General features: G+C 70.3%; 23 protein-coding genes and 1 pseudogene. 12 read left to right on the top strand and 12 right to left on the bottom strand.

Annotation, left to right across the window (positions count from 1 at the left end; translation table 11 throughout):
* Positions 1-543 (top strand): transposase family protein (locus tag ACFWEP_RS12080; RefSeq protein WP_387369073.1); only part of this gene is annotated, 543 nt, incomplete at its 5' end.
* 487 nt (positions 544-1,030) lie between these two features.
* Positions 1,031-2,692 (top strand): DUF4157 domain-containing protein, encoded by a 1,662-nt coding sequence (locus ACFWEP_RS12075; RefSeq protein WP_387369081.1) that lies wholly within the window; start codon positions 1,031-1,033, stop codon positions 2,690-2,692.
* A 91-nt stretch (positions 2,693-2,783) separates the two neighbouring features.
* On the opposite strand, the gene ACFWEP_RS12070 is transcribed toward ACFWEP_RS12075, so the two are convergent.
* Together ACFWEP_RS12070 and ACFWEP_RS12065 are read right to left on the bottom strand one after the other, a co-directional pair.
* Positions 2,784-3,803 carry an aldo/keto reductase gene (locus tag ACFWEP_RS12070; protein WP_387369071.1) on the bottom strand — a complete coding sequence of 340 codons (1,020 nt, stop codon included), beginning with the start codon at positions 3,801-3,803 and terminating at the stop codon, positions 2,784-2,786.
* A gap of 202 nt (positions 3,804-4,005) precedes the next feature.
* Positions 4,006-4,902: a helix-turn-helix transcriptional regulator gene (locus tag ACFWEP_RS12065; RefSeq protein ID WP_387369069.1), complete on the bottom strand. Its 897-nt coding sequence runs from the start codon at positions 4,900-4,902 to the stop codon at positions 4,006-4,008.
* Between the two features lie 520 nt (positions 4,903-5,422).
* Between ACFWEP_RS12065 and ACFWEP_RS12060 the strand changes: the two genes are divergently transcribed.
* From ACFWEP_RS12060 to ACFWEP_RS12045, 4 genes are all read left to right on the top strand, one after another.
* Positions 5,423-5,827 carry a hypothetical protein gene (locus tag ACFWEP_RS12060; RefSeq protein WP_387369067.1) on the top strand — a complete coding sequence of 135 codons (405 nt, stop codon included), beginning with the start codon at positions 5,423-5,425 and terminating at the stop codon, positions 5,825-5,827.
* Positions 5,828-5,867: 40 nt separating this feature from the next.
* Positions 5,868-6,752, top strand: coding sequence for an aldo/keto reductase (locus tag ACFWEP_RS12055; protein ID WP_387369065.1), 885 nt, complete (start codon positions 5,868-5,870; stop codon positions 6,750-6,752).
* Between the two features lie 141 nt (positions 6,753-6,893).
* Complete coding sequence (locus ACFWEP_RS12050) at positions 6,894-7,940, top strand: zinc-binding dehydrogenase (protein ID WP_387369063.1); 1,047 nt, start codon at positions 6,894-6,896, stop codon at positions 7,938-7,940.
* A gap of 613 nt (positions 7,941-8,553) precedes the next feature.
* Positions 8,554-9,048 carry a PaaI family thioesterase gene (locus tag ACFWEP_RS12045; RefSeq protein WP_387369061.1) on the top strand — a complete coding sequence of 165 codons (495 nt, stop codon included), beginning with the start codon at positions 8,554-8,556 and terminating at the stop codon, positions 9,046-9,048.
* Between the two features lie 184 nt (positions 9,049-9,232).
* Here ACFWEP_RS12045 and ACFWEP_RS12040 read toward each other — a convergent pair whose 3' ends face one another.
* A complete protein-coding gene (locus tag ACFWEP_RS12040) occupies positions 9,233-9,997 on the bottom strand; it encodes an SDR family oxidoreductase (protein WP_387369059.1) in 765 nt (254 codons plus the stop codon).
* Positions 9,998-10,301: 304 nt separating this feature from the next.
* On the opposite strand from ACFWEP_RS12040, the gene ACFWEP_RS12035 reads away from it, so the two are divergent.
* The 3 genes from ACFWEP_RS12035 (at position 10,302) to ACFWEP_RS12025 (ending at position 14,199) form a co-directional block, all read left to right on the top strand.
* The gene (locus tag ACFWEP_RS12035) at positions 10,302-11,027 is read left to right on the top strand and encodes a ScbR family autoregulator-binding transcription factor (RefSeq protein WP_387369057.1); all 726 of its coding nucleotides are present in this window, start codon (positions 10,302-10,304) and stop codon (positions 11,025-11,027) included.
* Positions 11,028-11,032: 5 nt separating this feature from the next.
* The gene (locus ACFWEP_RS12030; protein ID WP_387369055.1) at positions 11,033-11,941 is read left to right on the top strand and encodes a zinc-binding alcohol dehydrogenase family protein; all 909 of its coding nucleotides are present in this window, start codon (positions 11,033-11,035) and stop codon (positions 11,939-11,941) included.
* A 230-nt stretch (positions 11,942-12,171) separates the two neighbouring features.
* Positions 12,172-14,199: an ATP-binding protein gene (locus tag ACFWEP_RS12025; protein WP_387369053.1), complete on the top strand. Its 2,028-nt coding sequence runs from the start codon at positions 12,172-12,174 to the stop codon at positions 14,197-14,199.
* Positions 14,200-14,347: 148 nt separating this feature from the next.
* Here the strand turns inward: ACFWEP_RS12025 and ACFWEP_RS12020 are convergent, their stop codons facing one another.
* Positions 14,348-15,181, bottom strand: coding sequence for a PepSY domain-containing protein (locus ACFWEP_RS12020; protein WP_387369051.1), 834 nt, complete (start codon positions 15,179-15,181; stop codon positions 14,348-14,350).
* A gap of 244 nt (positions 15,182-15,425) precedes the next feature.
* On the opposite strand from ACFWEP_RS12020, the gene ACFWEP_RS12015 reads away from it, so the two are divergent.
* Together ACFWEP_RS12015 and ACFWEP_RS12010 are read left to right on the top strand one after the other, a co-directional pair.
* Entirely contained in the window at positions 15,426-15,677 is a 252-nt protein-coding gene (locus tag ACFWEP_RS12015) for a DUF6296 family protein (RefSeq protein WP_387369049.1), read from the top strand.
* An 80-nt stretch (positions 15,678-15,757) separates the two neighbouring features.
* Complete coding sequence (locus tag ACFWEP_RS12010; protein ID WP_387369047.1) at positions 15,758-16,186, top strand: protein-tyrosine phosphatase family protein; 429 nt, start codon at positions 15,758-15,760, stop codon at positions 16,184-16,186.
* Positions 16,187-16,231: 45 nt separating this feature from the next.
* Here the strand turns inward: ACFWEP_RS12010 and lepB are convergent, their stop codons facing one another.
* From lepB to ACFWEP_RS11970, 8 genes and pseudogenes are all read right to left on the bottom strand, one after another.
* Entirely contained in the window at positions 16,232-16,981 is a 750-nt protein-coding gene (lepB, locus tag ACFWEP_RS12005) for a signal peptidase I (protein WP_387369045.1), read from the bottom strand.
* A gap of 90 nt (positions 16,982-17,071) precedes the next feature.
* Positions 17,072-17,383, bottom strand: coding sequence for a hypothetical protein (locus ACFWEP_RS12000; protein ID WP_387369043.1), 312 nt, complete (start codon positions 17,381-17,383; stop codon positions 17,072-17,074).
* Positions 17,384-17,532: 149 nt separating this feature from the next.
* Positions 17,533-18,042, bottom strand: coding sequence for a DinB family protein (locus ACFWEP_RS11995; protein WP_387369041.1), 510 nt, complete (start codon positions 18,040-18,042; stop codon positions 17,533-17,535).
* 253 nt (positions 18,043-18,295) lie between these two features.
* A complete protein-coding gene (locus ACFWEP_RS11990) occupies positions 18,296-18,829 on the bottom strand; it encodes a hypothetical protein (protein ID WP_387369039.1) in 534 nt (177 codons plus the stop codon).
* A 73-nt stretch (positions 18,830-18,902) separates the two neighbouring features.
* Positions 18,903-19,619: a DUF4230 domain-containing protein gene (locus ACFWEP_RS11985; protein ID WP_387369037.1), complete on the bottom strand. Its 717-nt coding sequence runs from the start codon at positions 19,617-19,619 to the stop codon at positions 18,903-18,905.
* 83 nt (positions 19,620-19,702) lie between these two features.
* A complete protein-coding gene (locus ACFWEP_RS11980; RefSeq protein WP_387369079.1) occupies positions 19,703-20,218 on the bottom strand; it encodes a DinB family protein in 516 nt (171 codons plus the stop codon).
* A gap of 90 nt (positions 20,219-20,308) precedes the next feature.
* Positions 20,309-21,046: pseudogene (locus tag ACFWEP_RS11975) on the bottom strand (DUF4389 domain-containing protein); the annotation flags it as partial.
* A gap of 200 nt (positions 21,047-21,246) precedes the next feature.
* Positions 21,247-21,996 carry a glycoside hydrolase family 48 protein gene (locus ACFWEP_RS11970; protein ID WP_387369077.1) on the bottom strand — a complete coding sequence of 250 codons (750 nt, stop codon included), beginning with the start codon at positions 21,994-21,996 and terminating at the stop codon, positions 21,247-21,249.
* A 1,493-nt stretch (positions 21,997-23,489) separates the two neighbouring features.
* Between ACFWEP_RS11970 and ACFWEP_RS11965 the strand changes: the two genes are divergently transcribed.
* Entirely contained in the window at positions 23,490-25,223 is a 1,734-nt protein-coding gene (locus ACFWEP_RS11965; RefSeq protein ID WP_387369075.1) for a glycoside hydrolase family 6 protein, read from the top strand.
* Positions 25,224-25,250: the final 27 nt, after the last annotated feature.

The following is a 25,250-nucleotide window of genomic DNA, read 5'->3' as shown; positions in this document are numbered from 1 at the left end:
ACCCGCGCGGTCGTCGACCTGCTCGCCGAACGAGCACCGGGTCCGCTCAAGACGCTGCGCGAGCACGATCCCGACTTCATCCTGCTCGACGGCACCCTCGCCGAGTGCGACCGGGTCGGCGACGGCAGGGCCGACTACTCCTCGAAACACAAGCGGCACGGGGTGAACGTGCAAGTCGTCACCGACCCCAGCGGGAAGATCCTCCGGCTGTCGCCGGCACTTCCGGGCCGGACCGACGAGCTGACAGCCGCCCGCACCCACAAGATCCTTCGGATCTGCGCGCGGCAGGGCGTCCCGATCCTCGCCGACATGGCCTACATCGGCGCCGGTGACTGGGTGACCACCGCCAAGCGCCGCCCACCAGGCGGCGAACTCACCACCACCGAGCAGACCGCTGACCGAGCCCTGTCCGTAGCCCGTGCACCCGTCGAACGAGGCATGGCACGACTGAAGTCCTGGCAGATCTTCCGGAGATCCCGCATCAGCCCCAACCGCGTGAGCGCCATCGCCAGAGCCGTCCTCACCCCGGAGAGGCAACGCTGAAAACGACGGCCGAGGGGTTCCGAGACGCCGGGTCATGCCGAGCTTGACGATGCTGTCCCCGGCCAACCACAACTGCCAGCCCGGCGGAGGCGGCGGCCACGAGGGATCAGGTTGCGGCCGTCCGAGGGAACCCACCCTTGAGGCAACAGCGAGTCAGGCGGTGCGTTGAACCGCAAACCGCTCACGCTCACTCGTCCACTCCCCCATCCTGGCACCCGTCCGGTGATGCACCTGAACACCTCTCGAGATCATGCCGCGCCGGCTGCTGGGAAGATCTCCGATGGCCGTCCCCTCCCGTACGAGGGGGGCCGGAGCCGTTCCCTTCAGGGGTACGGGAACGGTGTGCCACGCCCCGGGCGCCGCCTCCCCCGGGTTGGGCAGCGCGAGCTGCCCCCGGGTCTGCCCTTCGGTTCCTTCCATCGGGCCGGAGGGTCCGCTGGGATGGGAGGGGCAACCCCTATCCGACTGAGAGACGGCACCCCCCGTGATGCAGAAGCACCGCACGACCTCAGCGCCGGGCGAACGGCAGGAGCAGACCCCGCAGAAAGCTCCGCTCTCGCGGAAGGATTCCCTGCCCCTCCAGCGGACCGCCGGGAACATGGCGGTGGTGCGGATGCTCCAGCGCGCCGGGTACCCGTACGCCCAGCACCAGCACGGGCCAGGCTGCGGACACCGCTCCGGCGCCGCGGCCGAACCGGGAGCGGCCTCCGTCCAGCGCTCCAGCGTTCACGACGTGCTGCGCGCACCCGGCCGCCCGCTGGACGACACCACCCGTACGGACATGGAGGCCCGGCTCGGCGCGGACTTCTCCGATGTCCGCATCCACGACGGCTCGGTGGCGAGGGCGTCGGCTGCCGAGGTCGGCGCGCGTGCCTACACCTCCGGCAGCCATGTGGTCATCGGCGAGGGCGGGGCGGACCGCCACACCCTGGCGCATGAACTGACCCATGTGATCCAGCAACGCCAGGGGCCGGTCGCGGGCACCGACAACGGTGCGGGGCTCGCCGTCTCCGACCCGTCCGACCGCTTCGAGCGGGAGGCGGAAGCGGTGGCCCACGAGGTCGTCTCCGGCAGGCCGGTCACCGCCCTGGCGAAGTCCCCTGCCTCCGCGCAATCGGCAGGTCAGGATGTCCCGGTCCAGCGCATGATCGCCTGGGCCCGTGTGCAGAACCAGGCCCGCACCTTCCGGAATCGCCTGGCCTCCATCAGGTCGGACCACCACAGGCCCGAACCGACGCAGGAGGCGGCGAACGCCTGGGGTCAGGCGCTCGACACTCTTGAGCACGAGGTCTACGCATGGTTCACGGCCACCGCCACCGCGACTGACAACGCCAGAAACCTGATGGCGGCCGTGATGGATGAAATCCAGCAGGAACACCACAGATACACCGGCTTCGTCGTCACGCACGCCCTTCAGCCCTACATGACCGGGCTCGCCGACGACGACGCCGAGGCGATGGCCCGAACGACCTGGACCCGGCTCAGCACCAATACCGGAATCAGCGTGACGGACCAGGGAGAAAGGAATCATCCGACGACACCGGAGTTCAGGACATCCGTGCACTCCATGAACGCACGCCTGATGTCCCGGCCGATGGGGCGCGGACTCCTCCAGGGACTGTCTGGTGTCGGCAACGCCGATGCGCCCGGGGTGAGAATCAGCGCCATTGCCTCCGACCGCCTGGCGGAGGTCGGCGAAGCCCTCGGAATGGCGCCGGGGGCGTATCACGACGACGCTCAGGTGGGTCCGGTAGACAACAACCTGGGGCGTGCTCTCCTGCAGAACGGCAGCCTTGTTCCAGGTACGCCGTCGGCCAGCAACATGTCCCTGGAGCAGAACTACCGCGACAGCATTCCCGGACGCGCGGACCCCGTGACCGGACGCAGACCGCAGGACCCGGTGACACCAGCGTTCATCACCTACGGGCACGAACTGATCCACGCTCTGCACAACCAGCGGGGACTCAGTCTCACGCAGGCGGTGGGGGCCGCCCCGGGCCGGCCCCATCCCGAAGAACTGGAGACCGTCGGCATCGACAGCGGCCACCCCGAGGCGACCGTCTTCCTCCTCAACCAACTGATGGAGAACTACACCACGGAGAACGGTCTCCGTGAGGAGCACGGGCTGCCGCGCCGCACCTCCTACTGACGGGAGGTTCCCGACCGACCCGCGCTGTTCGCCGGCCTCGGGCGGTGAGCCGGCTCACCGCCGAGGCCGTGACCGGCTGCGCCGGTTCGCGTCAGCGGCGCCGCTGGTCGGCTCGCAGCTCGGAGTCGCCGTAGCTGTTGTCGACCGGGTTGACCGTGACGCCAGGGGCGACGATCTCGTCGATGGCGTCGAGGATGTCGGCGGACAAGGTGACGTCCGCGGCAGGGAGGAACGCCTCCAACTGCTCCATGGTGCGCGGCCCGATGATCGCCGAGGTGACGCCGGGGTGGTTGATGACGAACGCGACGGCGAGTTCGATCAGGGAGAGGCCGGCCTTCTCCGCGAGGACGGCAAGCTGTTCGACGGCTTCGAGCTTGCGCCGGTTCGCGGGGGTGCCCATGTCGAAGCGGGCCTGGGGGCGGGCGGCGGAGGCCGGTCCCTCGGTGGCGTGCTTGCGGTAGCGGCCAGAAAGCCAGCCGCCGGAGAGCGGGCTGTAGGTGAGGGTGCCCATGCCGTGGCGGCGCACGGTGGGCAGCACGTCCTCCTCGATGCCGCGCACGAGGACGGAGTACGGCGGCTGCTCGGTGACGAACCGCTCCAGGTTCCGTTCGCGCGCGGTCCACTGGGCTTCCACGATCTGCGAGCCGCAGTAGGAGGAGGAGCCGATGTAGCGGACCTTGCCCTGGCGGACGAGGTCGGTGAGAGCGCCGAGGGTCTCGGAGACATCGGTGTCCGGGCTGGGGCGGTGGACCTGGTAGAGGTCGATGTGGTCGGTGCCGAGCCGCCGCAGGGAGTTCTCGACCTCGCGGATGATCCAGCGCCGCGAGCCGCCCCGCTGGTTGGGGTCGGCCGCGTCCATGGGCATGAAGAATTTGGTGGCCAGGAAGACGTCCTCGCGGCGGCCGTGGAGCGCCTTGCCGACGATCTCCTCCGAGACGCCGGCGGAGTACACGTCGGCGGTGTCGACGAAATTGATCCCCGCGTCGAGCGCCCGGTGGATGATGCGGATCGAATCGGCCTCGTCCTCGTTGCCCCAGGGGCCGAACATCATCGCGCCCAGGCACAGCGGGCTGACCTGGACGCCGGTACGGCCCAGCGGTCGGTAACGCATGGAGTGCTCCTCTTGAGTGTGGGGGTCGGGCCGTGTGGTGAAAGTGACGCTGTCCGCCCGGAGGGCGGGTCCGGCGGCGTCCGGTGCGTGCGATCGCAAGGCGGAGGATAACTCCGATACTGGATGTATCCGGGCGATCCCGACAACGCGGCGAGTGTGCATGCCAGGCGTAGCCGGACAGGCGGGACTTTCACCACACGGGCTAGTCGTTGCTGGAGGGGACGACCCTGTCTGTGGTCGTCCAGCTGGCGAGCAGGTCCAGAGCCTCTCGTTCCGGGGAGTCCGGCTCGGGTGTGTAGAAGTTGAGGCGCAGCCCGGGGTCGGAGGGCAGTTCCATCGCCTCGTAGGGCAAGGAGAGATCGCCGACGAGCGGGTGGCGGAGGTTTTTCACGCCGGAGCGGTGGAACTTCACGTCGTGGCGTGCCCACTTGCGGGCGAAGTCGCCGCTGCGGGTGGTGAGTTCTCCGATCAGGTCGGTGAGGGCCTTGTCGTGCGGCGCGCGGCCCGTCTCGGTGCGCAAGAAGGCGACGGCGTCGTCGGCGCCCTTGTCCCAGTCGACCCAGAAGTCCTGGCCGGCAGGGTCGAGGAACATGAAGCGGGCGCTGTTGACCGGCCCGCGTTGCGCGAACAGCGGGGAGTCGAACAGCGGCGCGTACAGCGCCCGGCCCAGGGTGTTGGCGGCCATGACGTCAAAGCGGGCGTTGCGGACGAACGCCGGCACACCCGTCATCGAGTCGAGCAGCCGCACGATCGTCGGCCGGACGCGCGACGAGGTCACTGCCGCTCGCCGGCCGGACGGGGTCGCGGACCGGGCGAGGTCGTACAGGTGGGTGCGTTCGGCCTCGTTGAGCTGCAGGGCGTGTGCGAGGGCTTCGAGGACCGAGTCCGAGGCGCCGGCGAGGTTGCCGCGCTCCAGTCGTACGTAGTAGTCCACGCTCATGCCTGCCAGCATGGCGACCTCTTCGCGGCGCAGGCCCGCGACCCTGCGGTTGCCGCCGTAGACCGGCAGACCGGCCTGCTCGGGGGTGATCCTGGCACGCCGGGTGCTGAGGAACTCCCGCACCTCGGCGGCGACGTCCTTCTTGCTGTGGTCGGTCATGCTCGATTCCTGAGTCCTTGACTGTCGCGCCCTCGGCGGACTGCTCCCGGCCGCGAGCCGCCATGGGGACTCGTCCCGAGCCTTGCCCGGGCGAGTGTGGGCACCGGGCTTTGGGGACAGAGGCCCGGGTGGGCCGGTCGCCTCGCCCCAGGCCCGGGCCCTGACCTCCAGTACGCGAGGCATGGCGGACTCCTCCCGGTCGGCCTGCGCGGTGTGCCGGCTCCTCCACGGTAGGTCGGCCTGGACAAGCCTGCGAGGTACTGCCAGTACCTGGAAGAGCAGTGACTCCCACTGGCCCCTCGATGTGCCGTTACCTGGAAGGAGCGACAGACTGGCGGCCGGGAATCGGGCCGCACCCCCGATCGACGCGAGGAAGACGTGCGCACAGCAGCCACCCACGACACCGGCGGTCCCCTGCCGGGCCGGTCGCCGACTCGATGTGTCCGGACGTGCCGAACCTCGACAGGTCGGGCGCACCGCGCCGACCGGCACGCCCGGAGGGACCTTCGGCCCAGGGAGGGTGCGCCGACTGCTGGAGCGGTTCGGCAGGCCCCGGGTCCTCGCCGCGGGCGTCGTGCTGACGACCGTGGGCATGGCCTGGCTGAGCCGGCTGGACCTGTTCACGCCCTGTCTGACGGGTGTGGCTCTGCCCATGATGATCATTGGTGCCGGTCAGGGGCCGTCGTTGGCGCCGATGACCTCCAGCGGCGTCGACGGCGTCGCACCCGAGGACGCGGGGGCCGGCTCGGGCGTGGTCAACACCGTGCGCCAGATCGGCAGCGCCCTGGCCCTGAGCCTGTTGACCGCCGTGGCCGCCACCGTCTGCACCGGTCACGGGGCCGCCGACATCGCGGCCCGCTCCGGCATGGCGCTGACCTGCTCCACCGTCCTGCTCGTCCTGCTGTCGCCACCGTTCTCACCCTGATCGTGCCCGCCCGGGCCACCCGCACCGAAAGGCTCCTGTGATGCAGACCCTCACCCTCAACAACGGCGTCGAGATGCCCGCCCTCGGACTGGGCGTCTTCCAGACCCCGCCCGACGAGACGATTACCGCGGTCACGGCCGCACTGGAACTGGGCTACCGGCACATCGACACTGCCGCCGCCTACGGCAACGAGCGCGAGGTGGGCCAGGCCCTGCGGAGCTCCGGCGTCCCGCGCGACGAGGTCTTCGTCGAGACCAAGATCTGGATCAGCGACTACGGTTACGACGAGACCCTGCACGGCTTCGACAAGAGCGCCGCCAAGCTCGGCGTCGACCGGATCGACCTGTTGATCCTGCACCAGGCCCTGCCGTCCGAGTTCGACCGGACCCTCGCCGCCTACCGCGCCCTGGAGAAGCTGCTGGCCGACGGCAAGGTCCGGGCCATCGGTGTCAGCAACTTCATGACCGACCACCTCACCAGGCTGCTCGACGCCGCCGATGTGGTCCCGGCCGTCAACCAGTTGGAGATCCACCCCTACTTCCAGCAGCGCGCCGTCCTCGACTTCGGCGACGCGCACGGCATCCTCGGCCAGGCGTGGTCTCCCATCGGCGGGATCACCTTCTACCCGGGCTACGGGGAGCACCGTCGGAGCGTCCTTCAGGATCCCGCCGTCACGCGGATCGCCGAAGCCCACGGCAAGAGCCCGGCCCAGGTCCTCCTGCGCTGGGGACTCCAGCAGGGCCGCTCGGTCATCCCGAAGTCCACCAAGCGCGAGCGCATCGCCGAGAACATCGACGTCTTCGACTTCGACCTCACCGCGGACGATCTGGCTGCCCTGGACATGCTGGGGACCGGCCGACGCGGCGGCCCGGAGCCGGAGGCCGTCACCCTCGCCGACTTCGGCCGCGCCATCCCCGAAGCCTGACCTGTACCTGTACGGCCCGCAGAGGAACCACGGTGCCACCGCCGGCCGCGCTTCAGCCCCCGAGCGGGTCCGCGCCGACCTGCGACGTCACGCCCCCACCTGACATCTGACATCTGACATCTGACATCTGAGGAGACAGTCATGAAGGCAGCCATATTCCGCGGCGAGAGGCACATCGAGCTCGGTGAACGCCCCGACCCCACGATCCAGGAGGCGACCGACGCCGTCGTCCGCGTCGTGCGGGGCTGTGTCTGCGGTTCCGACCTCTGGTACTACCGCGGCATCAACTCCCACAAGGTGGGCAGCATCGGCCACGAGTACGTGGGTGTCGTCGAGGCGGTCGGCGAGGACGTGCGGGACCTCGTGGTCGGCGACTTCGTCATCGCCCCCTTCACCTACAGCGACGGCACCTGTCCCGCCTGCCGGTCCGGCTTCGATTCCAACTGCGAGCACGGAGGAGCCTTCGGTAACGGCGACACCGACGGCGGCCAGGGCGAGAAGGTCCGCACGCCCTTCGCCGACGCGACCCTCGTGAAGGTCCCCGCCCCGGCCGACGGGTTCACCGACGCCCAGCTCGCCTCCTTCACCGCGCTCTCCGACGTCATGTGCACCGGCTACCACGCCGCCGTGAGCGCGGGCGTGAAGCAGGGCGACACCGTCGCCGTCGTCGGTGACGGCGCGGTCGGCCTCTCCGCCGTACTGGCCGCCAAGCTCCTCGGCGCCACCCGGATCATCGCGCTGAGCCGTCACGCAGACCGGCAGGCCGTCGCGAAGGAGTTCGGCGCCACCGACATCGTCGCCGAGCGCGGTGACGACGCCGTCACGGCCGTCCTCGGCCTCACGGACGGCGCCGGCGTCGACGCCGCGCTGGAATGCGTGGGCACCGACCAGTCCATCGAGACGGCCGCCGGCATCGTGCGTGCCGGCGGCATGATCGGCGCCGTCGGCGTCCCGCTCTACGAGAAGTTCGAGTACAAGACCCTCTTCTGGAAGAACGTCGGCATCAAGGGCGGCGTCGCTCCCGCCCGCCACTACATCCCCGAGCTGCTGCGGCACGTCCTGGACGGAACGATCGACCCCGGACGCGTCTTCGATTTCTCCACCGACCTCCACCACGTCGCCGATGCCTACGCGGCCATGGACGAGCGCCGCGCGATCAAGTCGCTCCTCACCGTCAGCCAGCCGTGAGCAGACGGACCCGCACCCTTCCGACGCGGTAGTGCGTCGTCGAAGGACACGCCGACCGGATCAGGCTGCTGAAGCACCAGAGGCTCGGCCGGGCCGGGTTCCATCTCCTGAGCGAGCGCGTGCTGCTCTACTCGTGAGCCCGGCTCGGACCGCGTGATCAAAGAGTCCGAAGTCTTCCGGGAACCCTTGCAGGAACTCGCGCCGCGTCGGGTCTGACTCGGCTTCGGCCATGGTCCCCAGGAGATCGACGAACTCGCTCCGCTGACCACTCGACAACGTGCTGACCCGGTGGCCGACGCCCTCCAGGACCTTGACCGCGTCGTCCGGATCCATCTGCTCGTCTTCGCACCCCTCGATGAACCACAGGACGTCGACCAAAACCTCGCCCAGGGCACGGGCCAGAGATGGGTACACGGGCATCCGGCGGACTCCCAGCAGGTCACGGCAGCGGGACACCTCCTGAGGGCTGTCCCGCGGCTCCCGGCGGGTGCGCGACACATCGTCGGTCAACCTCCGGGTGCCCAATCCGTCGCCGCGTGCCCACCAGAAATCGTCGGACAGCTCTGGGCTTTACTTGTCGGGTCTGATGGAACGAGCGGCGGGAGCACAGCGGATGGGCCGGACACGCACGTACGAATGGGAAGATCCCACGGTCTCGGCCGCCGCCGTGGGCACGGCGAGCGGACTGGAGATCCTGCGCGATCTCGTGGCCGGGCGCCTCCCCAGTCCGCCGATCAGCCGGATGATGGGCTTCCGCATCACGGAGGTGGACGCCGGGCGGGCGGTGTTCACCCTGGAGCCGGGCGAGGAGCACTACAACCCGATCGGCAGTGTCCACGGCGGCGTGTACGCGACCCTGCTCGACTCGGCGGCCGGCTGCGCCGTCCATTCGGTACTGCCCGCCGGGGTGGGTTACACCTCCCTCGATCTCAACGTGAAGTTCCTGCGGACGATCACCGCGGAGACCGGCACGGTGCGGGCGGTCGGCACGGTCCTCAAGAGCGGCCGCACCACCTGCCTCGCGCAGGCCGAGCTGTTCGACGGGGCGGACCGGCTCCTCGCGCACGCCACCAGCACGTGCCTCGTCGTCCCTCTGCCCTCGCGGTAGACCGGGTGGCGGCACGGGGCGCCGAGGCCTTGGACCAGGCGCGAGGCAGGGGACGGCGGCGTGGCGGGGGTGTGGGTGGACCACCGCGGCGGTTTCGCGGGCCTGCGGCAGAAGGCCGGGTGGAGCGGGATTTCCTTCGGACGGGCGAGGGCCGTCGATGTGCGGCCCGTCGGCGGTTGCCGCCTCAGAGTTTGCTGCCGCCGGTGGCGTCGATGTACTGACCGGTGATCCACCGGGAGTCGTCGGACGCCAGGAACGCGACGATGTCGGCGATGTCCTCGGGGCGGCCGATCCGGTCGAAGGCGGAGAGCGCGGCGATCGCGCTCCGCGCCTCCTCGGTGGCGCGCCGGGAGGAGTTCATCTCCGTCTCGACGAAACCGGGCGCCACGGCGTTCACCGTGATGCCGCGGGGGCCCAGTTCCTCCGCCAGGGTGCGGGTCAGCGAGTCGACCGCTCCCTTGCTCATCGAGTACGCGAGGGTGCGCGGCAGGGCCCTTCTGCTCGCGGCGGAGGAGATGTTGACGATGCGTCCGCCGTCCCCCATCCGCTTCAGCGCCTCCTGGATGACGAAGAGCGGCGCGCGGGTGTTGACGGCGATCAGCCGGTCGAAGTCCTCGGCGCGCAGATCCGCGATGCGTGCGGAGATGCTGACGGCGGCGTTGTTGACGAGGATGTCGAGCCCCGGGCCGGCCCCCTGCCCGCGCACGCCGGCGTCGTAGGCGTCGAACAGGGCTCTGACGTCTCCGTCGACGCCGAGTTCGGCACGCACCGGGAAGCAGCGCCCCCCGTCGTCCCAGATGGAGGCGACGGTCCGCGCGGCTGCCTCCTCGTTGCTCGCGTAGTGGACGGCGACGAGTGCGCCGTCCGCGGCGAGACGCCTGGCGATCCCGCGTCCGATGCCGCGGCTCGCGCCGGTCACCAGCGCCGTCCTGCCCCTGAGCGATCCCATGTGTGCCCTGCTCCGTTCACCCGCCGGCCGGTTGGCCGGTCCGAAAACCGTACAGGCAGCCGTCCGCCGAGTGATCGCCGAGGGGGAACAGCCGCTCGGGCGGGACGCGCGGACCGGCCACCGGCGGGTGCGGGAACCGTCTTTGCCCCGAGGGTCCCGGCCTCCTCCATGCCGTCACGGCCAGGGGGGTCAGCGCCCACGAGCGGGGGTAACATACCGGCGCGCCTGTTTTCGCGCCCGCCCTCCTCCGAGACGCGCCGCGCGCGGCAGGGGGGACCGGGCGAGCGGACCGAAGGAGTCGGCCTTGGCGCAGCAGGAGCGGGCCATCAGAACGCGCTACACCGTGCTGGAAGCCGCGGCGGTGGTGTTCGCGTCGAACGGGTACGAAGCGTCCACCATCAGCGAGATCATGTCCCTGGCCGGAGTTACCAAAGGGGCCCTGTACTTCCACTTCTCCGGCAAGGAGGCGCTGGCGCACGCGGTGCTCCAGCACGCCGTCATCATCAAGCCGGAGAACCCGGTGAAGATGCAGGCCATCGTGGATCTGGGACTTCTCCTGGCGTACCGGCTGCCCCGTGAGCCGTTACTCCAGGGTGCGGCACGCCTCGCCGCCGACCAGAACGCGCGGCCGTTCTTCGGCGGACCGTGGCCGCAGTGGCGGGACGTCATCGCGAACCTGCTGACCGAAGGGCGTTGCCAGGGCGAGGTGTTCGAGCACATCGATCCTCTGGAGACCGCGAACGTGCTGGTGGGAGCGTTCACCGGCTTACAGCTCGTCTCCACCACGGTGGACCGGCCGGACAGTCTGCTCCTCCTCGCCTCCGACCTCTACCGTCTGGTCCTGCCCGGCATCGCCGTGCCCGGGGTGCTGCGGGTGCTCTCCACCGATCCGGACCGCGCCCATCATGTGTTCGACGTGCTGGGACGGCCCAGCTGGGACCTTCCGGTGACGTTCGATAGCGTGCCCGGTGCCTCGTTCCCGGCGCTGTCGGGGCAGGTGGACGTTTCTGTTCCCCCGTCGAAACGGTGACACGCATGCACGCGATCCAAGTCCGCAGTACCGGCGGCCCCGAGGTCCTGGAGTACGTCCGGGTGCCCGATCCCGTCGCGGCGGAGGGGCGGTTGCTGCTCGACGTCGAGGCGGCCGGCGTGAACTTCGTGGACACCCTGGTCACCGACGGCACGTATCCCGCCCCGAGCGGCCATCCGTTCGTTCCCGGTACGGAGGTCGTCGCGCGCACCGAGGACGGCCGGCGGGTCCTGGCGAAGGTGCGGGCCGGGTACGCGGAGCGGGTGAGCGCCGATCCCGCCACGATGGTCGGCCTTCCGGAGGAACTCGACGCCGGGCAGGCGCTGTCGCTGCTGACCCAGGGGCTCACCGCCTGGCACCTGCTGAAGTCGGCGGCCCGGCTGGTGCCCGGCGAGAGCGTGGTGGTGCATGCCGCCGCCGGAGGCGTGGGCAATCTGGCGGTCCAGCTGGCGCGGGAGTTCGGCGCGGGACGTGTGGTGGCGGTGGCCTCGACGCCCGAGAAGCGTGCCGCCGCGCTGGCGGCGGGGGCCGACGAGGCGGTGGAGTACCCGCACTCCGGCAAGGCGGACATCGTGCTGGACGCCTCCGGGGGCACGTACTTCGACCAGGGGCTCGCCTCGCTGGCGGAGCACGGCAGGATCGTCACCTACGGCAACGCCTCCAGGTCCGCGCCGGCACCGCTGGACACGGGTCGGCTCCTGATGCTGAACGCGTCGGTGACCGGGTTCCAGCTGGGCAGGTCGCTCTCCCGTCCGGGCGCCTTCTCGACGGCGCTCGGCGAGCTTCTCGACCTGACGGTCAAGGGCCGGCTGAAGCCCCTCACCGGCGGTGTCCGTCCGCTGGCCGAGGCCCGGCGGGCGCACGAGGACCTGCTCGCACGCCGCACCATGGGCAAGCTGGTCCTGCGGCCCTGAGCGGCTGTCGGGCGCCGAGGTGACCGTTGAGCCGGCGGGGACGAGGCCCCTGGTGTACGGGACCGGGGGCCGTGCGCCGGGCCGGCTCCGTGCGAGAGCGCTCCGGCCCTGCCGCGCCACGGACATTCACGCCATTTCCTGTCTGCCCGAGCGTCACATGTCGGCCGTTTTTGATTGCTTCCTCGCAAGGGGGGAAGACACGCCGCCGGGGGAGGCAGGATGACCCCGTGATGGGCAACCCACCCGCCGTCACGACCAGTTTCATCGGCAGGAGCGGTGAACTGGACCGGACCGAGCGGGCACTGGACGAACACCGGCTGGTCACTCTCACGGGCCCCGGCGGCATCGGCAAGAGCCGGCTCGCGCTCCACGTGGCGGACCGAATAGCGGCTCGCTACGCGGGCGGTGTGTGCTGGGCCGACCTCTCGCACCTGCACGGTGACGCGTCGCTGACGACCGCGGTCTGCGACGCGGTCGGTCTGCTGGACCACAGCCGGCGCCGCCCCGTGGAGGCGCTCAGCGAATGGCTCGCCGACCAGCGGCTGCTGCTCGTCCTGGACTGCTGCGAACGGGTCCTGACGGCCTGCCGTGATCTGGTGGAGAGGCTGCTCGCCGCGGCGCCGGGGCTGACTGTGCTCGCGACCAGCCGGGAACCCCTGGACGTCGCGGGCGAGTACGCGGTGGACGTACCGCCGCTGGCCACCGGAAGCGACGCGCAACGCCTCTTCCGTGAACGGGCCGCGCTCACCGCCCCGGCCCGGCGGCTCGACGCGCCGCGGGCGGCGGCCGCCGTGGGCGAGATCTGCCGGCGCCTCGAAGGCATCCCGCTGGCCGTCGAACTCGCTTGTGCCCGGCTGCGGGAGTCGGAGGTGGAGGAGCTCCTGGAACTGCTCGGCTCGCGGCTCGACACACTCGTGGACGACACGACCTGGCCCAGGCGTCACCGGGCACTGCGGACGACGGTCGGCTGGAGCCACGAACTCTGCACCCCGCTCGAACGGCTGCTGTGGGCCCGGCTCTCCGTCTTCCACGGAGGGATCCGGCTGACGGACGCACAGGTGGTCTGCTCCGGCGGACCGCTCACCACGGACGAGGTGGCACGCGGCCTGGAGAGACTCGCCGCGCAGTCGGTTCTCCAGCGGGACGGCGCCGGCTACCGCATGCTCGACACGCTGCGCGAGTACGGTGCCATGTGGCTGAGGGAACTGGCGGAGGACGGGGTGCTCGCCGACCGGCACGCCGTGCACTTCGCCGATGTGGCGGACCAGTCGCACCGAGGGTGGCTGAGTCCCCGTCAGCTCGCCCGCTACCGGCGGATGGACGAGAGCCACACGGACCTGTCGGCCGCTCTGGACCATCTCCTGGTGGCCTCCCCGGCCTTGGCTCTGCGCATGGCGGGGCAGGCCGGGCTGTTCTGGAGCTGCTGCGGTCACCTCCACCAGGCGCGTTCGTACCTGGAACGGGTACTCGCCCTGCACCCGAGCGGCGGCAAAGACCGGACCCGGGCCCTGTGGGCCCTCGGTGTCACCCTCACCCTCCAGGGGGACCACGGGACGGCGTCCGAGGTCGGGGAGGAGTGTGCCCGTTCCGCGCGGGAGGACGCGGATGCCGAATCGATCCTTTCCGCCGCGCACACGGTGAGCTTCAACCACCTCATGGCGGGCCGGCCGCAGGCGGCGCTGGCGGTGAGCGACGGCGCGCTGCGCGAGTTGCCGGTGGAACCCTCCGCCGCTCCGTCCGTCCTGCGCTGCCGGGTGATACGGCTCTTCGCGCTGACGGCCCTGGGCCGGCTCGACGAGGCGTACGAGGACGCCGTCGGGCTCCAGTTGATCAGTCTGGAGTACGGGGACCGCTGGGCGCGCGGCTACGCGGACCACCAGTTGGCGCTCATACACATGATGCACGGGCGGCCGCGGGACGCGGAGGTCCATGCCCGCGCCATGCTCGCCAGTAAGCATCAGCTCCGGGACAGTCTGGGGATCGCGCTTGCGCTCGATCTGCTCGCCGGCGCCATCGCCGCCCAGGGCGACGGCGTGGGCGCGGCGCGCACCCTGGGGACGGGGCAGACCTTCTGGCGGATGGTCGGCCACCCGCACCGCGGTACTCCGGAGCTGGGAGCGATCCGCGACCGGTGGGAACTCCTCGCGCGCGAGGCGGCCGGCCACTCGGCGTACGAGACGGCCTACGACCGGGCGCTCAAGGACACCGCGGAGCACGGTCTGGCCCACGCGTTGCGCCCCGAGCGACATCAGGCGTGACGTGTCCGGCGCCCCCGGGCTGCCGGCGGCGCGAGCACCGGGAGGCACCCACCCGGTGCACGGGCGACCGGGCACAACTGCCCAAGGAACAGCGATTCGGTGGCGCGCCAGGCGGCACACCACCGAATCGGAGGTAAAGACCGGACTATCAGTTTCCTTCGGTCTCCTCGGTCACTTCACCGACGATCGTTCCCTTGGCCGCGTCGATCTCGAAGTCGGTCTGGTTCCAGGAGGAGTCCACGACGTCCACCTGCCAGACGAGGACGTCGTCGTCGTTCTCCTCCAGCGCGATGGAGGTGACCCAGCCCTTCTGCTTGTCGGTGGCCACCTTCGCCGCCTGCTCCGGTGTCTGGGTGGCCTTGCCGATCATGTCGGCGAGCCGGCTCTTGTCGTCGGCGTCCTGGTTGTCGTCCTCGGTGGTGTCCAGGACCTTCCCGGTGACCGCGTTGATCCGGACGGTGTGCGCGGTGCCGTCCTTCTCCGCGACCTCCGCGACCCACTCGGGGTCACTGGCGCTGCCGGTGGGACTCGGGCTGCCCGTGGGGCTGGGGCTGCCGGTCGGACTGGGGCTGTTCGTCGGGCTCGGGCTGCCGGTCGGACTGGGGCTGCCACTGGCGTTGTCGTCGTCGTCGAGCCCGCCGAGCTCCAGGTCGACCAGCTTGCTGCCCGAGACCGCGCCCACCGCGGCCTTGGCCGCCTTGTCGAAGGTGATCTTCGTGGCGTCGAGCACGTCCTTCCGCTTCTGCTGCTCCTGGCTCAGCTGGGTCGGGGACGGGCTGGCGGAGGGAGACGGGCTGGTGGTCGCCTGGTGCGGAACGACCTTCGCGGCCTCCGAAGTGGCCGACGCCGAGACGGAGTCACCGTCCGTTCCGCAGCCCGTCACCATCGCCGAGGCGACGACGGCGCACACGACGGCGCCGACCGCACGGAGGGTGCGGGCACGCGAGAAGACACGGTTCGTCTGTGGGGGATCAAGTCTCATGTGCGCATGCCTAGCCCGGTCGGCGAGCAGTCATGGTGTGCCTCTCCGACGAGTCACCCGATCGACAGGACCGCTCCGCCCGTTGGGCCCGTGTCCGCCGCACCTGCGTCCCGGCCCCCGGTACCGGGCGGCAGCCGTCGAAGCGACGTACGAACCCTTCCCTTGACCGGGCGCTGAGCGCCAGGCTGAGAAACAATGGAATCCAAGGGGTCCGGCGTCCGTCGTGCCCGATCGGGAGGCCCACATGGACTATCCGGAACGTTTCGAACTCATCTTCCAGACGCTCGGCGCGGAGGACGACGTCGTCGTCGTCCGGATGACCGGGCGCGCCGGAGCAGGGGGGCATCCCGTGTACGAGGACGAGACCGGCATCGTCCGCGCCGAGATCAGCGCCAGGGGCGAGGTGCGGATGCTGGCCAGTGGTGGCCATCAGGTGCCCGGCGCTCCGCTGCTGGCGCGTCCCCTGGAAGGCCCGGAGACGGCTCCCGGGCAGTGAGCGGGCATCCCCGCGACGGACGGGCGCGGGAGAGGATTCGTACCGGGATCGGCTCGATGACGACTCGGTAGGGTACGGGCATGAGCGAAACGTGGGATGCGGCCGCCCCGGGAGTTCTTCGTCTGCCCTCGGGGCGCCTCGTCCGGGGCCGCGGCCTGCGTCGGCCGCTGCCCGCGGGGCAGGTGCCCCAGTTCTCCGTCCATCTGCTGGGCCGTGAGCCCGAGCCGGTGGCGTGGGAGTCACGATTCTTGCGCTGGCCCGACTTCCGGCTCCCGGCCGACCGCTCGGCGGCCCGCCACCTGCTGGACGAGGTGTGGACCAGGGCCGCCGGCGAAAGGGTCGAGGTGGCCTGCGCGGGCGGGCGGGGACGCACGGGGACAGCCTTGGCGTGTCTGGCGGTACTGGACGGAGTGCTCCCGCACGACGCCGTCGACTTCGTCCGGGAGCACTACCACCCGAGTGCGGTGGAGACTCCGTGGCAGCGGCGTTACGTACTGCGCTTCGGTTAGCCGGTCCCCGCGCGGTTCACCTGCCCGGCGGTCGTCCGCCGCCCGTCAGACACCGCCCGGCCCGCCGGGGACCGCCGCCGACTCGATGCCCGGCTGGTCGAAGGTCGCCGGGACCGGCAGGGTCGCCCAGCGGCCCACCGGCCAGGCGACCACGACTGCCCGTCCGACCACTTCGTCCTCGGGGACCATGCCGTCGTTCTTGTCGTGCTGGTGGTAGCGGGAGTCCGCGGAGGCCTGGCGGTGGTCACCCATCACCCAGATCTTCCCCTCGGGGACGGTCACCTTGAACTCGCCGTCCCCGCCCGGGCTGCACGCGGTGTTGCCCGGATAGACGTACGGCTCGACGAGCGCCTTCCCGTTGAGCAGGAGCGGACCGGTTCCGGAGCACTCGACGGTGTCTCCGCCGATTCCGATCACCCGCTTGATCAGATCCTTCTCCTGGGCCGAGGGCATCAGCCCCACGAAGGTCAGTGCTTGCTGCACCACGTTCGGCTCCTGGGCCGCGACGCCCGTGAGCCAGCCGTCGGGGTCGTGGAAGACCACGACCTCGCCCCGCTCGGGCTCCGAGCCGAACCAGGGGGTGAGCTTGTCGACGAGAACCCGGTCGCCCTCCTGCAGGGTGTTCTGCATGGATTCGGAGGGGATGGAGAACGCCTGGACCAGGAATGTCTTGATGAGCAGGGCGAGGCAGAGCGCCACGACGACCAGCAGCGGGATCTCCACCCACAGGGGGCGCTGCTTCTTCGGCCCGGTTCGCCTTCTCTGCTTCCTCCGCAAGACGTCCGCCCCTGTCATCGCACCGCTCCTCGACCCTGCTCACCCTCCGTATCCGCTCGATACGGTTGCGTGAGCAACTCTAGGCGGTGCCCGGGGCGGCTCCGCCCACTACGCGATCGACGGTGGCGCCTGGGCGGGTGCGCCCTTCGGTGGGGGGACCATCGCGCCCGACCCCGCGCGCACGGCCTCGACGACGCACTGATGGAAGGTGCGGCTCTCCTCTTCGGAGAAGCACGGAACGGGGCTGCCCGCCATGGTGAACCAATCGGAGGATCCGCTGAACTGGACGGCCACGGCCGCCTGCTCGTCCGACCACGTCGTGTGCACGGTCAGATCCCCGGTCACGATGCCCACCTCGGCGGTGCTCACTCCGCCGGCTCCCGCGAAGACGCCACTGGTTGTCCACGATGCCCAGTTCATGACGTCTCGCCTTTCGACAATGCCAAGCCTGCCTACTGGCTGCTTTCGAGTATGGCACCGCAGCCCCGAGCTCGCACCGGTGTGCGAACCCGGGAGCATACGCACCTCTGACCTGGTCTTTACGCACCCGGAGCGATCGATCATCCGTCTCAGGTCCGCCGGAGCGCCCCACGCACGAACGCAGCCTGGCCGGCGTGCTGGAGATCGTCGGCCACCACACTGACGAGCCGGACACCGAGGGTCACCGGCGGGGACCACGCCTCGTCGACGATGCGGTCCAGCGCCTTGCCGGTGAGTCCGCCGACGAAGGCCAGGGTGCGTTCGTGGACGGCGTCGTGGTAGCCGAGCAGCAGATCCGCGGAGGCGACCCGCACGGCGCCGACCTCCTCGCCGGTATGTCCGTATCCGGTGGCGGCACGGTCGAAAGGGAGGCCGAACCGGTCGGCCCAGCCGTCGGTGTACCAGACCTGCTCTCCTCCCGAAGCGTCCGCGACATGGTCGTCCTGGACCCGGGTCAGGTGCCACACGAGCCAGGCGATGGAGTTGGCACCGTCGTCGGTCCGGGCGTTGAGCTCAGCGGCGGAGAGCCCTTCCGCCGCCGCGTGCACCGCGTCCCGTACCCGGCCGAAGGCGTCGGTCAGCAGATCGGATGTGTTCATCCGTCCACTCTGGCAAGAGGACCGCCCGAGCGCACGACGACCGGATGACAACCATGAAGCACCGAACGGAAGTACGAAGATTGGCGTGTGGTTCCGCTCGTTGACGATGGACAGCCGTCACCGGAGCGGGTGGTGGGGTGTCCGATCGCCTCGGACATCTTCGGCGAGCAGCGCCGCCGGCCCCCTCGGGCCGCACCGGCGTGGTCCCGTGAGCCGACACGCGCCCACGGAACCACGCCCGCCCATCGGGCCGCTACGCGGACCGGCGCCGCGACCAGCGCGCGAACAGGCCCTGTCGGCCGCGGGGTTGGCCCGTGAACGCCGTCGCCGGCACACCCGACGCGCTGAGACGCGACATGAGCAGAGCCTCCTGCTGCGCCGTGACGGCGATCATCAGGGCCGTGCCCGTGTCACTCGCGCTGAAGATCTCCCGGCCCTGTCGCCACCCCTCCGCGTGAATCGTGAAAGGGATCAGGGCCAGGAGGACGTCGAACTGCGCGTCGTCGCGGACGTCGACGTCGATTCCCATCCCGTGATCGCCCTTCGCCGGCCGGACACCCCCGGCCACGCGGTGCTCGGCCATCGACGACGCACGCTCGTACGCCGGCACCACTTCGCGCGGCCACGGGGCATCGCTGTAGGCATCGAAGTGGGCGGAGTCGATGCTGTCCCGCAGGACACGAAGCGCCTCGCGGTGTGCGCTCACCACGTCCGCCGCCTCCAGATCGTCCCGGAGGAGAAGTTCTCTACGTGGTTCGTCGACTTCGCTGATCACGCCGCTGAGCATCTCACGCGCCGACACCGTCCGTTCGGAGAGCTCCCCGCGGAGACAGCCCGACAGCCCGACAGCCCGACAGCCCTCAGGAGCCTCCGGGACCGGCGAAGGTGACGGTGACCTTCGTGAACCCGAGCGAGGTGAGGAGGCCCTTGAGCATGTTCGCGGTGTTCTTCTCGGCCCGTGCGGTGAGGCCGCTCTCCTTCGCTGCCTCACCGATGTGCTGGGCGGCGAGCTTGTTGACCGCCTGCTCACTGCCGGGGTTGTCGGAGAAGAAGTCGCCCAGGCGGTCCAGCAGACCGCGCTGCTTGGAGACCGAGTAGGACCGGTCCGGATCGAGGGCGGGCTTGCCGAGGACCGCGTGCGGCAGGGTGAGCGTGGCCTCCGTGCGGTCCTCGTCGACGACGACCCCGTCCTTCGCGACCTTGCCGAGGTCGACGGAGGCACCGACGGTGCCCGCGCCGACGTACAGCGTGCGCGTCCCCCGGATCGCGTCGGGGAGGAACTTGGCGTCCTTCTCCAGGTCGACGACGACCTGGAAGTTGCCGGAGGCCGCCTCGTACGCGCTCATGTCCTGGATCGACTTGAGCACGGCGGGACCCGAGCGGTCGTTCGTGCGCTCGCCGAAGAAGTCGCCGAGGCCAGGGACGAGGCTGAGCCGGGTGCCTGCGAACAGGAGGGCCAAGACCACGGCGCAGATGCCGAGGGCCTTGGCCCATCCCCGCTTCTTCGCGGGCGGGCGGGCGGCGGGCCCGTCGCCGCGCCGCTCGGAGCTGTCTGGTTCCGTACCGGTGGACGTCATGCTCTTCGTCTGACCCGTACACGCCCGTTCAGTCCACCCGCGCGCCCCCAACTCACGCTGTTCCCGGAGGACTCGTACGGGTTTCAGTCGCCGGTCACACCGTCCAGCCGCTCCCGCAGCAGGTCGGCGTGGCCGGAGTGCCGGGCGTACTCGGCGATGAGGTGGACGTGGATCAGTCGAAGTGAGTACGTCTCCCCCCGATGGACGAAGGTGTCGTCGAGCGAAGCGGCGGCGATCACCTCGTCCGCGAGCCGGACTTCCTCCAGCAGGCGTGCGTAGTCTTCCTCGGCACGCTCGGGGACGAGGTCCTCGAAGTCCGCGTCCTTGCCCTTGGCCGGATCGTACATCGGTGGCAGGTCCTGTCCGGCGAACCTCTCGCGGAACCAGATCCGTTCGACCTTGGCCATGTGCCGTACGAGGCCGAGCAGGCTGAGGTTGGAGGGTTCGGTGGTCTGCCGCGCCAGCTGCTCGCCGGTCAGCCCGGCGCACTTGCGCAGCAGGCCCGCGCGGTAGGAGTCGAGGAACGAGGTGAGGGTCTCGCGCTCCGGGGCGTTCAGGGCGTCGGGTGTGGGTCCGGGTTCAGGCGCTGTCCATGTCATCGGGCGATGATGCCCGGCGGCGGCCCGGATCGCGAAGCCTTTCCACCGGTGCAGCCGGTAGGTGCCGGAGGGTTGGTCGTCGTGGGGGACGGTGGACCAGGTGACGCTGCTCGCGAGGCCGAGCACGAGGAAGAGGACGACGAGCATCCCGCCCGCCCGGCCCATGATCAGCGGGCGGGTCGCGGAACCGTTGCCGTGCGGGACGGCCTCCAGGCCGTCGTCGCCGAAGAGGCCCTTGGGGTAGGCGGGGGTGAGCATCGACGCGTAAGCCTCGAACCGCATCTGGTAGCGCAGGGTGGCGGCGGTGGCCTCGAACAGGGGTTTCGGCATCCGGCCGAGGATCAGGGTGACGAGCCACCAGACGAAGGAGAGGGTGAACCAGCCGGTGACGGCGAGGGCCTGGACGACCAGCGCGGGGATCATCAGGAGCAGCCGGAAAAGGACGGCGAGCCGGTTGAGCCCGGTGGGGCGCACCTCGACGCGCACGGGGTAGTCCCCCGGCGCCCGGAACGAGAAGGGCGGGTAACGGTCCACCAGCAGCATCTCGTTGGCGAGGACGCGCGTCTGGTAGCCGAGCCGTCCCGCGAGGAAGCGGAAGACGGGGTCGGGCAGACGGCCGAGGACGAGGGCGGAGAACCAGCCGACGACCACCATGACGGCCGCCACGACGGAGAGGAAGAAGAGGACGACGAAGTGCGGCAGGAGCAGCAGGAACCGGAGCAGTACGGTGAGCCGACGCTGGCGTGCGGGCTCCACGACGTCCAGGACGGGCTGGAACTCCGCCACCTCGGGTGAGACGTGTCCCGGGCTCCACCGACCGTCGGCCATGCGGCTCCTCCTCGGCGGATTCTCGGGGCGTCTCCGGCTCGGTAGACGTCACCGCCAACCTGGCGCGGCGCGCCCCGGGGGGCAATCCACCGGGGTCCGAACGGGTGTCCCCGGCGGGCCAGGGGCGGGCCCGCCGGGGGGTGGAACGGCGGAGGTGCGGGGCGTCCCGTTCAACCCGCACCTCCGCCTGCTCGGATCACTCACTCCAGGAGGTCGAAATACGCCCCCGGGGCGAGTGCGCTGCCGGGCCCGGCCCGGTGGACGAGGACCGGAGCGGCCCCGCCGTCCGGGTGGGCCTGCACCTCCGGCCGCTTCGGGTAGTTCTTGGAGAAGGAATGGAGTGACAGAAAGGTGGACTTGCCGTCGCCGGTCTCGTCGTTCGGCATCGTGCCGGTCCAGCCACTGGGGGCGTGAACCGGGTCGTCGAAGCGGTTGTGGTCGGCGCGGGTCCCGGGCCCCCGGTGCCGGCGCCGGCCTGGCGGTGGTCCCACCTGCCGTCGAAGAGGTGACGGCCTTGCCCGCCTGGGACCGGGTGCCGTGCCGGCAGTTCGTGAGCCGCCTGCTCCCCGCCTGCTGGTGCGTGAGGGGTCAGCCGCCCAGGGCCGTGGCACCGCGGTTGGTGAGGGTGAGCCCGGCGGTGCGGCCCGAGCTCCGGTCGCCGGTCCTGCAGCCGGCACCGCACCGGACGAAGGCCGCCTGTGCCTGCGTTCCGGCCAAGGCCGTCGTCCGCCGGAAGAAGGAGGAGTGCCGTCGCGAGCACGGTCCGCACCCGGTGCGAGCGCGCTCCGCTTTTCCCGGTTCTCCCGGGTCGTGTCGATGCCCACGTACTTCGTGCGCGTCCCGATGGCATGCGTGGGTTCCTCCTCTCGGATCTGACGATCATGCGGGGGATGCAGGGGGTGTGCGGGAATTGAACACAAGCCTTGAACCAGTGGGAGCGCTCCCAGCATGGGGAGACGGAAATTCGGAGTCAAGAGACTTGAAGAGTCGAATAAATTCGACTGATCGAGTTCAGAACTGGCCTGTTGACCAACATCAGTTGACGCTCTAACGTCATGGCCGACCAGTGGGAGCGGTTCCATCAGTCGGTGTGCCGTAGGGGGCACACCCGGCCTGACGGAGTCGCTCAGGCAACACCCTCCACTTTCCGTCCACATGCGCAGTACGTGTTACGCCTGCTTCACGGAGCAGTTCCGGCCACGGCCGGCTTCACCGCCGGACCCGTGGCCCGGGCCTCCGGAACGACCTCTCTCCGCACGGTGGACCACACCTTCACCGGCAGCGGCAGGGTGACTTCCGGGAGACCACCCGACTGATCGCATCGGCTTCTTCCTCTGCTGGTTGGAATCTCGGGCTCGACTCCTGCCCGACGACCGGGCAGCGGCTCGGAGCCGGTACGCCCGGTGGTCGCGGTCCGGCGGGACCGTCACCGCGGCCGATGGATCCCAGAACGGTTCTCTCGCAGCGGGTGCGAGAGGCCCGGCGGGCTCCATCGACAGCGGTATGGCTCTGAACACGGCATCGAACCGCAGGCGTTCACGCTCAGCGACGCTTCTCCAGCGCGGATCCGGACCCGGATCCGACCGACCCCACGGATCTTTGACCCGATCCGGCAGACCCCACCGACCCGACCGACGTGACGGATCCCCGATTCGTCCGCGCCGGCCGCCGGTGCGCCCGGGACGAACCTCCCGGACGCTCAGCTCGCCGCCGAGGACCGCGCCACCCGGCGCCTCCCCGGAGTCGACCACTCCGGCGGCGGGTTCATACACACGGGACCCCGGAATTCCCGATGGTCCCGCCGACGACGCACCCGTCCGCACCCTCTCGGAACGGCGCGTCCAAACCGCTCGAATTCCCCTGACCGAGGAGTGCCGACTGGACCTGAAAACATCGATCCACGAAATGCGGAAACAATTGCGTCACGCCGTCGGGGAATCTCGTCCGGAGTTTCGAGAACCCACGGCAAGACTGCCCGGCCACATCGTGAGGCCACGGACCGGTACACCGCCGATTCGGCGGCAGGCCCTCCCCTCCTCGCGCACGCCACGTGCCAAAAGCCGGTTCCCGACGCGTGGTTCGGTCCCCGACCGCCCCGGCGTCCGGGAACGTACGGAGCAGCGCGCCCCGACCAGCTGAAGCCCGGCACCCGCACGGGCGAGAGCTGCCGGAATGCTCCACCGCCGCGACCGCACCGCCGCCGACGTTCTCTTCTTCTTCGGACAGCCGGGCGAGAACACCTGTCCCGCCGGCCGGGTCATGAAGTGTTCACGACCGCGGACTCGTAACCCCGGACGGATCCGGACCACGTGGGACTGCTCTCCGGTCCGTCCTCGACCAGTGATGACGACGGCACACCCGTCGTGTACGGAATCGGGCCGCGGGGCCACCTGCTCGCCTCGGCCCACCAACAGGAAACGGAAATCTCATGAGCCGCACCACCATGTATCGATCACGGACCGCGCTTCTCGCGGCCGCAGCCCTCGTGGCTGCCGCCGGGACCGCCGCCGGGCCCTTCTCCGCCTCGGCGGCCGCCGCCCCTGCGTGTTCCGTGGACTACAAGATCCAGAGCCAGTGGAACGGTGGCCTCACCGCCGCGGTGACCGTGACCAACAACAGCGCCGCCGTCTCCTCGTGGCAGCTGGAGTGGTCGTTCGCCGGCTCCGAGCAGGTCAGTCAGGGATGGAACGCCACGGTGACCCAGAGCGGGTCCGCCGTGACCGCGAAGAACCTCACGTACAACGGAGCACTGGCGACCGGAGCTTCGGCCTCCTTCGGCTTCAACGCGTCGGGCAACGGCAACAGCGCGGTGCCCTCGACGTTCAAGCTGAACGGCGTCACCTGTAACGCCGGAGCGGTCGACCCGACCGATCCGACGGACCCGACCGACCCCACGGACCCGACCGACCCGGGCACCCCCGCGGGCTCCCTCGTCGACAACCCGTACGCCGGCGCCAAGGTCTACGTGAACCCGGAGTGGTCGGCGAAGGCCGCGGCAGAGCCGGGCGGCAGCCGTGTCGCCGACCAGCCCACCGGTGTGTGGCTCGACCGCATCGCCGCGATCGAGGGCGCGGGCAGCTCCATGGGTCTGCGCGACCACCTCGACGCCGCGCTCGCCCAGAAGGGCAGCGGCGAGATGGTCGTCCAGCTCGTGATCTACGACCTCCCGGGCCGCGACTGCGCCGCGCTCGCCTCCAACGGTGAGCTCGGCCCGGACGACCTGCCCCGCTACAAGTCCGAGTACATCGACCCGATCGCGGCGATCCTGAAGGACTCGAAGTACGCGAGCCTGCGCATCGTCACCACCGTCGAGATCGACTCCCTGCCCAACCTGGTCACCAACACCTCGGGCCGCGCCACCGCCACGGCCAACTGCGACGTGATGAAGGCCAACGGCAACTACGTGAAGGGCGTCGGCTACGCCCTGAACAAGCTCGGCGACGCGCCCAACGTCTACAACTACATCGATGCCGGCCACCACGGATGGATCGGCTGGGACGACAACTTCGGCCCCTCCGCCGACACCTTCCTGGCCGCGGCGACCGCGGAGGGCGCCACGCCCGCCGACGTCCATGGCTTCATCACCAACACGGCCAACTACAGCGCTCTGAAGGAGCCGTTCTTCGCCATCGACGACTCGGTGAACGGCACCTCCGTCCGCCAGTCGAAGTGGGTCGACTGGAACCGCTACACGGACGAGCTGTCGTTCGCCCAGGGCTTCCGGAACAAGCTGGTCTCGGTCGGTTTCGACTCGAAGATCGGCATGCTGATCGACACCTCCCGCAACGGCTGGGGCGGCACGGCCCGTCCGACCGCCGCGGGCAGCACCACGAGCGTGGACACCTACGTCGACGGTGGACGCGTCGACCGCCGCATTCACATGGGCAACTGGTGCAACCAGTCCGGCGCCGGGCTCGGCGAGCGGCCGACGGCCTCGCCGGAGCCGGGCATCGACGCGTACGTCTGGATGAAGCCCCCGGGGGAGTCCGACGGTTCCAGCTCGGCCATCGCGAACGACGAGGGCAAGGGCTTCGACCGGATGTGCGACCCGACCTACACGGGCAACGCCCGCAACGGCAACAGCCTCTCCGGCGCGCTGCCGAACGCCCCGATCTCCGGACAGTGGTTCTCCGCCCAGTTCCAGGAGCTCATGAAGAACGCCTACCCGGCGCTCTGATCCGGCGCTCCGTGCTCCCTCCGGCGC

Source organism: Streptomyces sp. NPDC060198 (assembly GCF_042728415.1).
In the GTDB taxonomy this organism is placed as follows: Bacteria; Actinomycetota; Actinomycetes; order Streptomycetales; family Streptomycetaceae; genus Streptomyces.
This window is presented reverse-complemented; position numbering and strand designations above follow the sequence as displayed.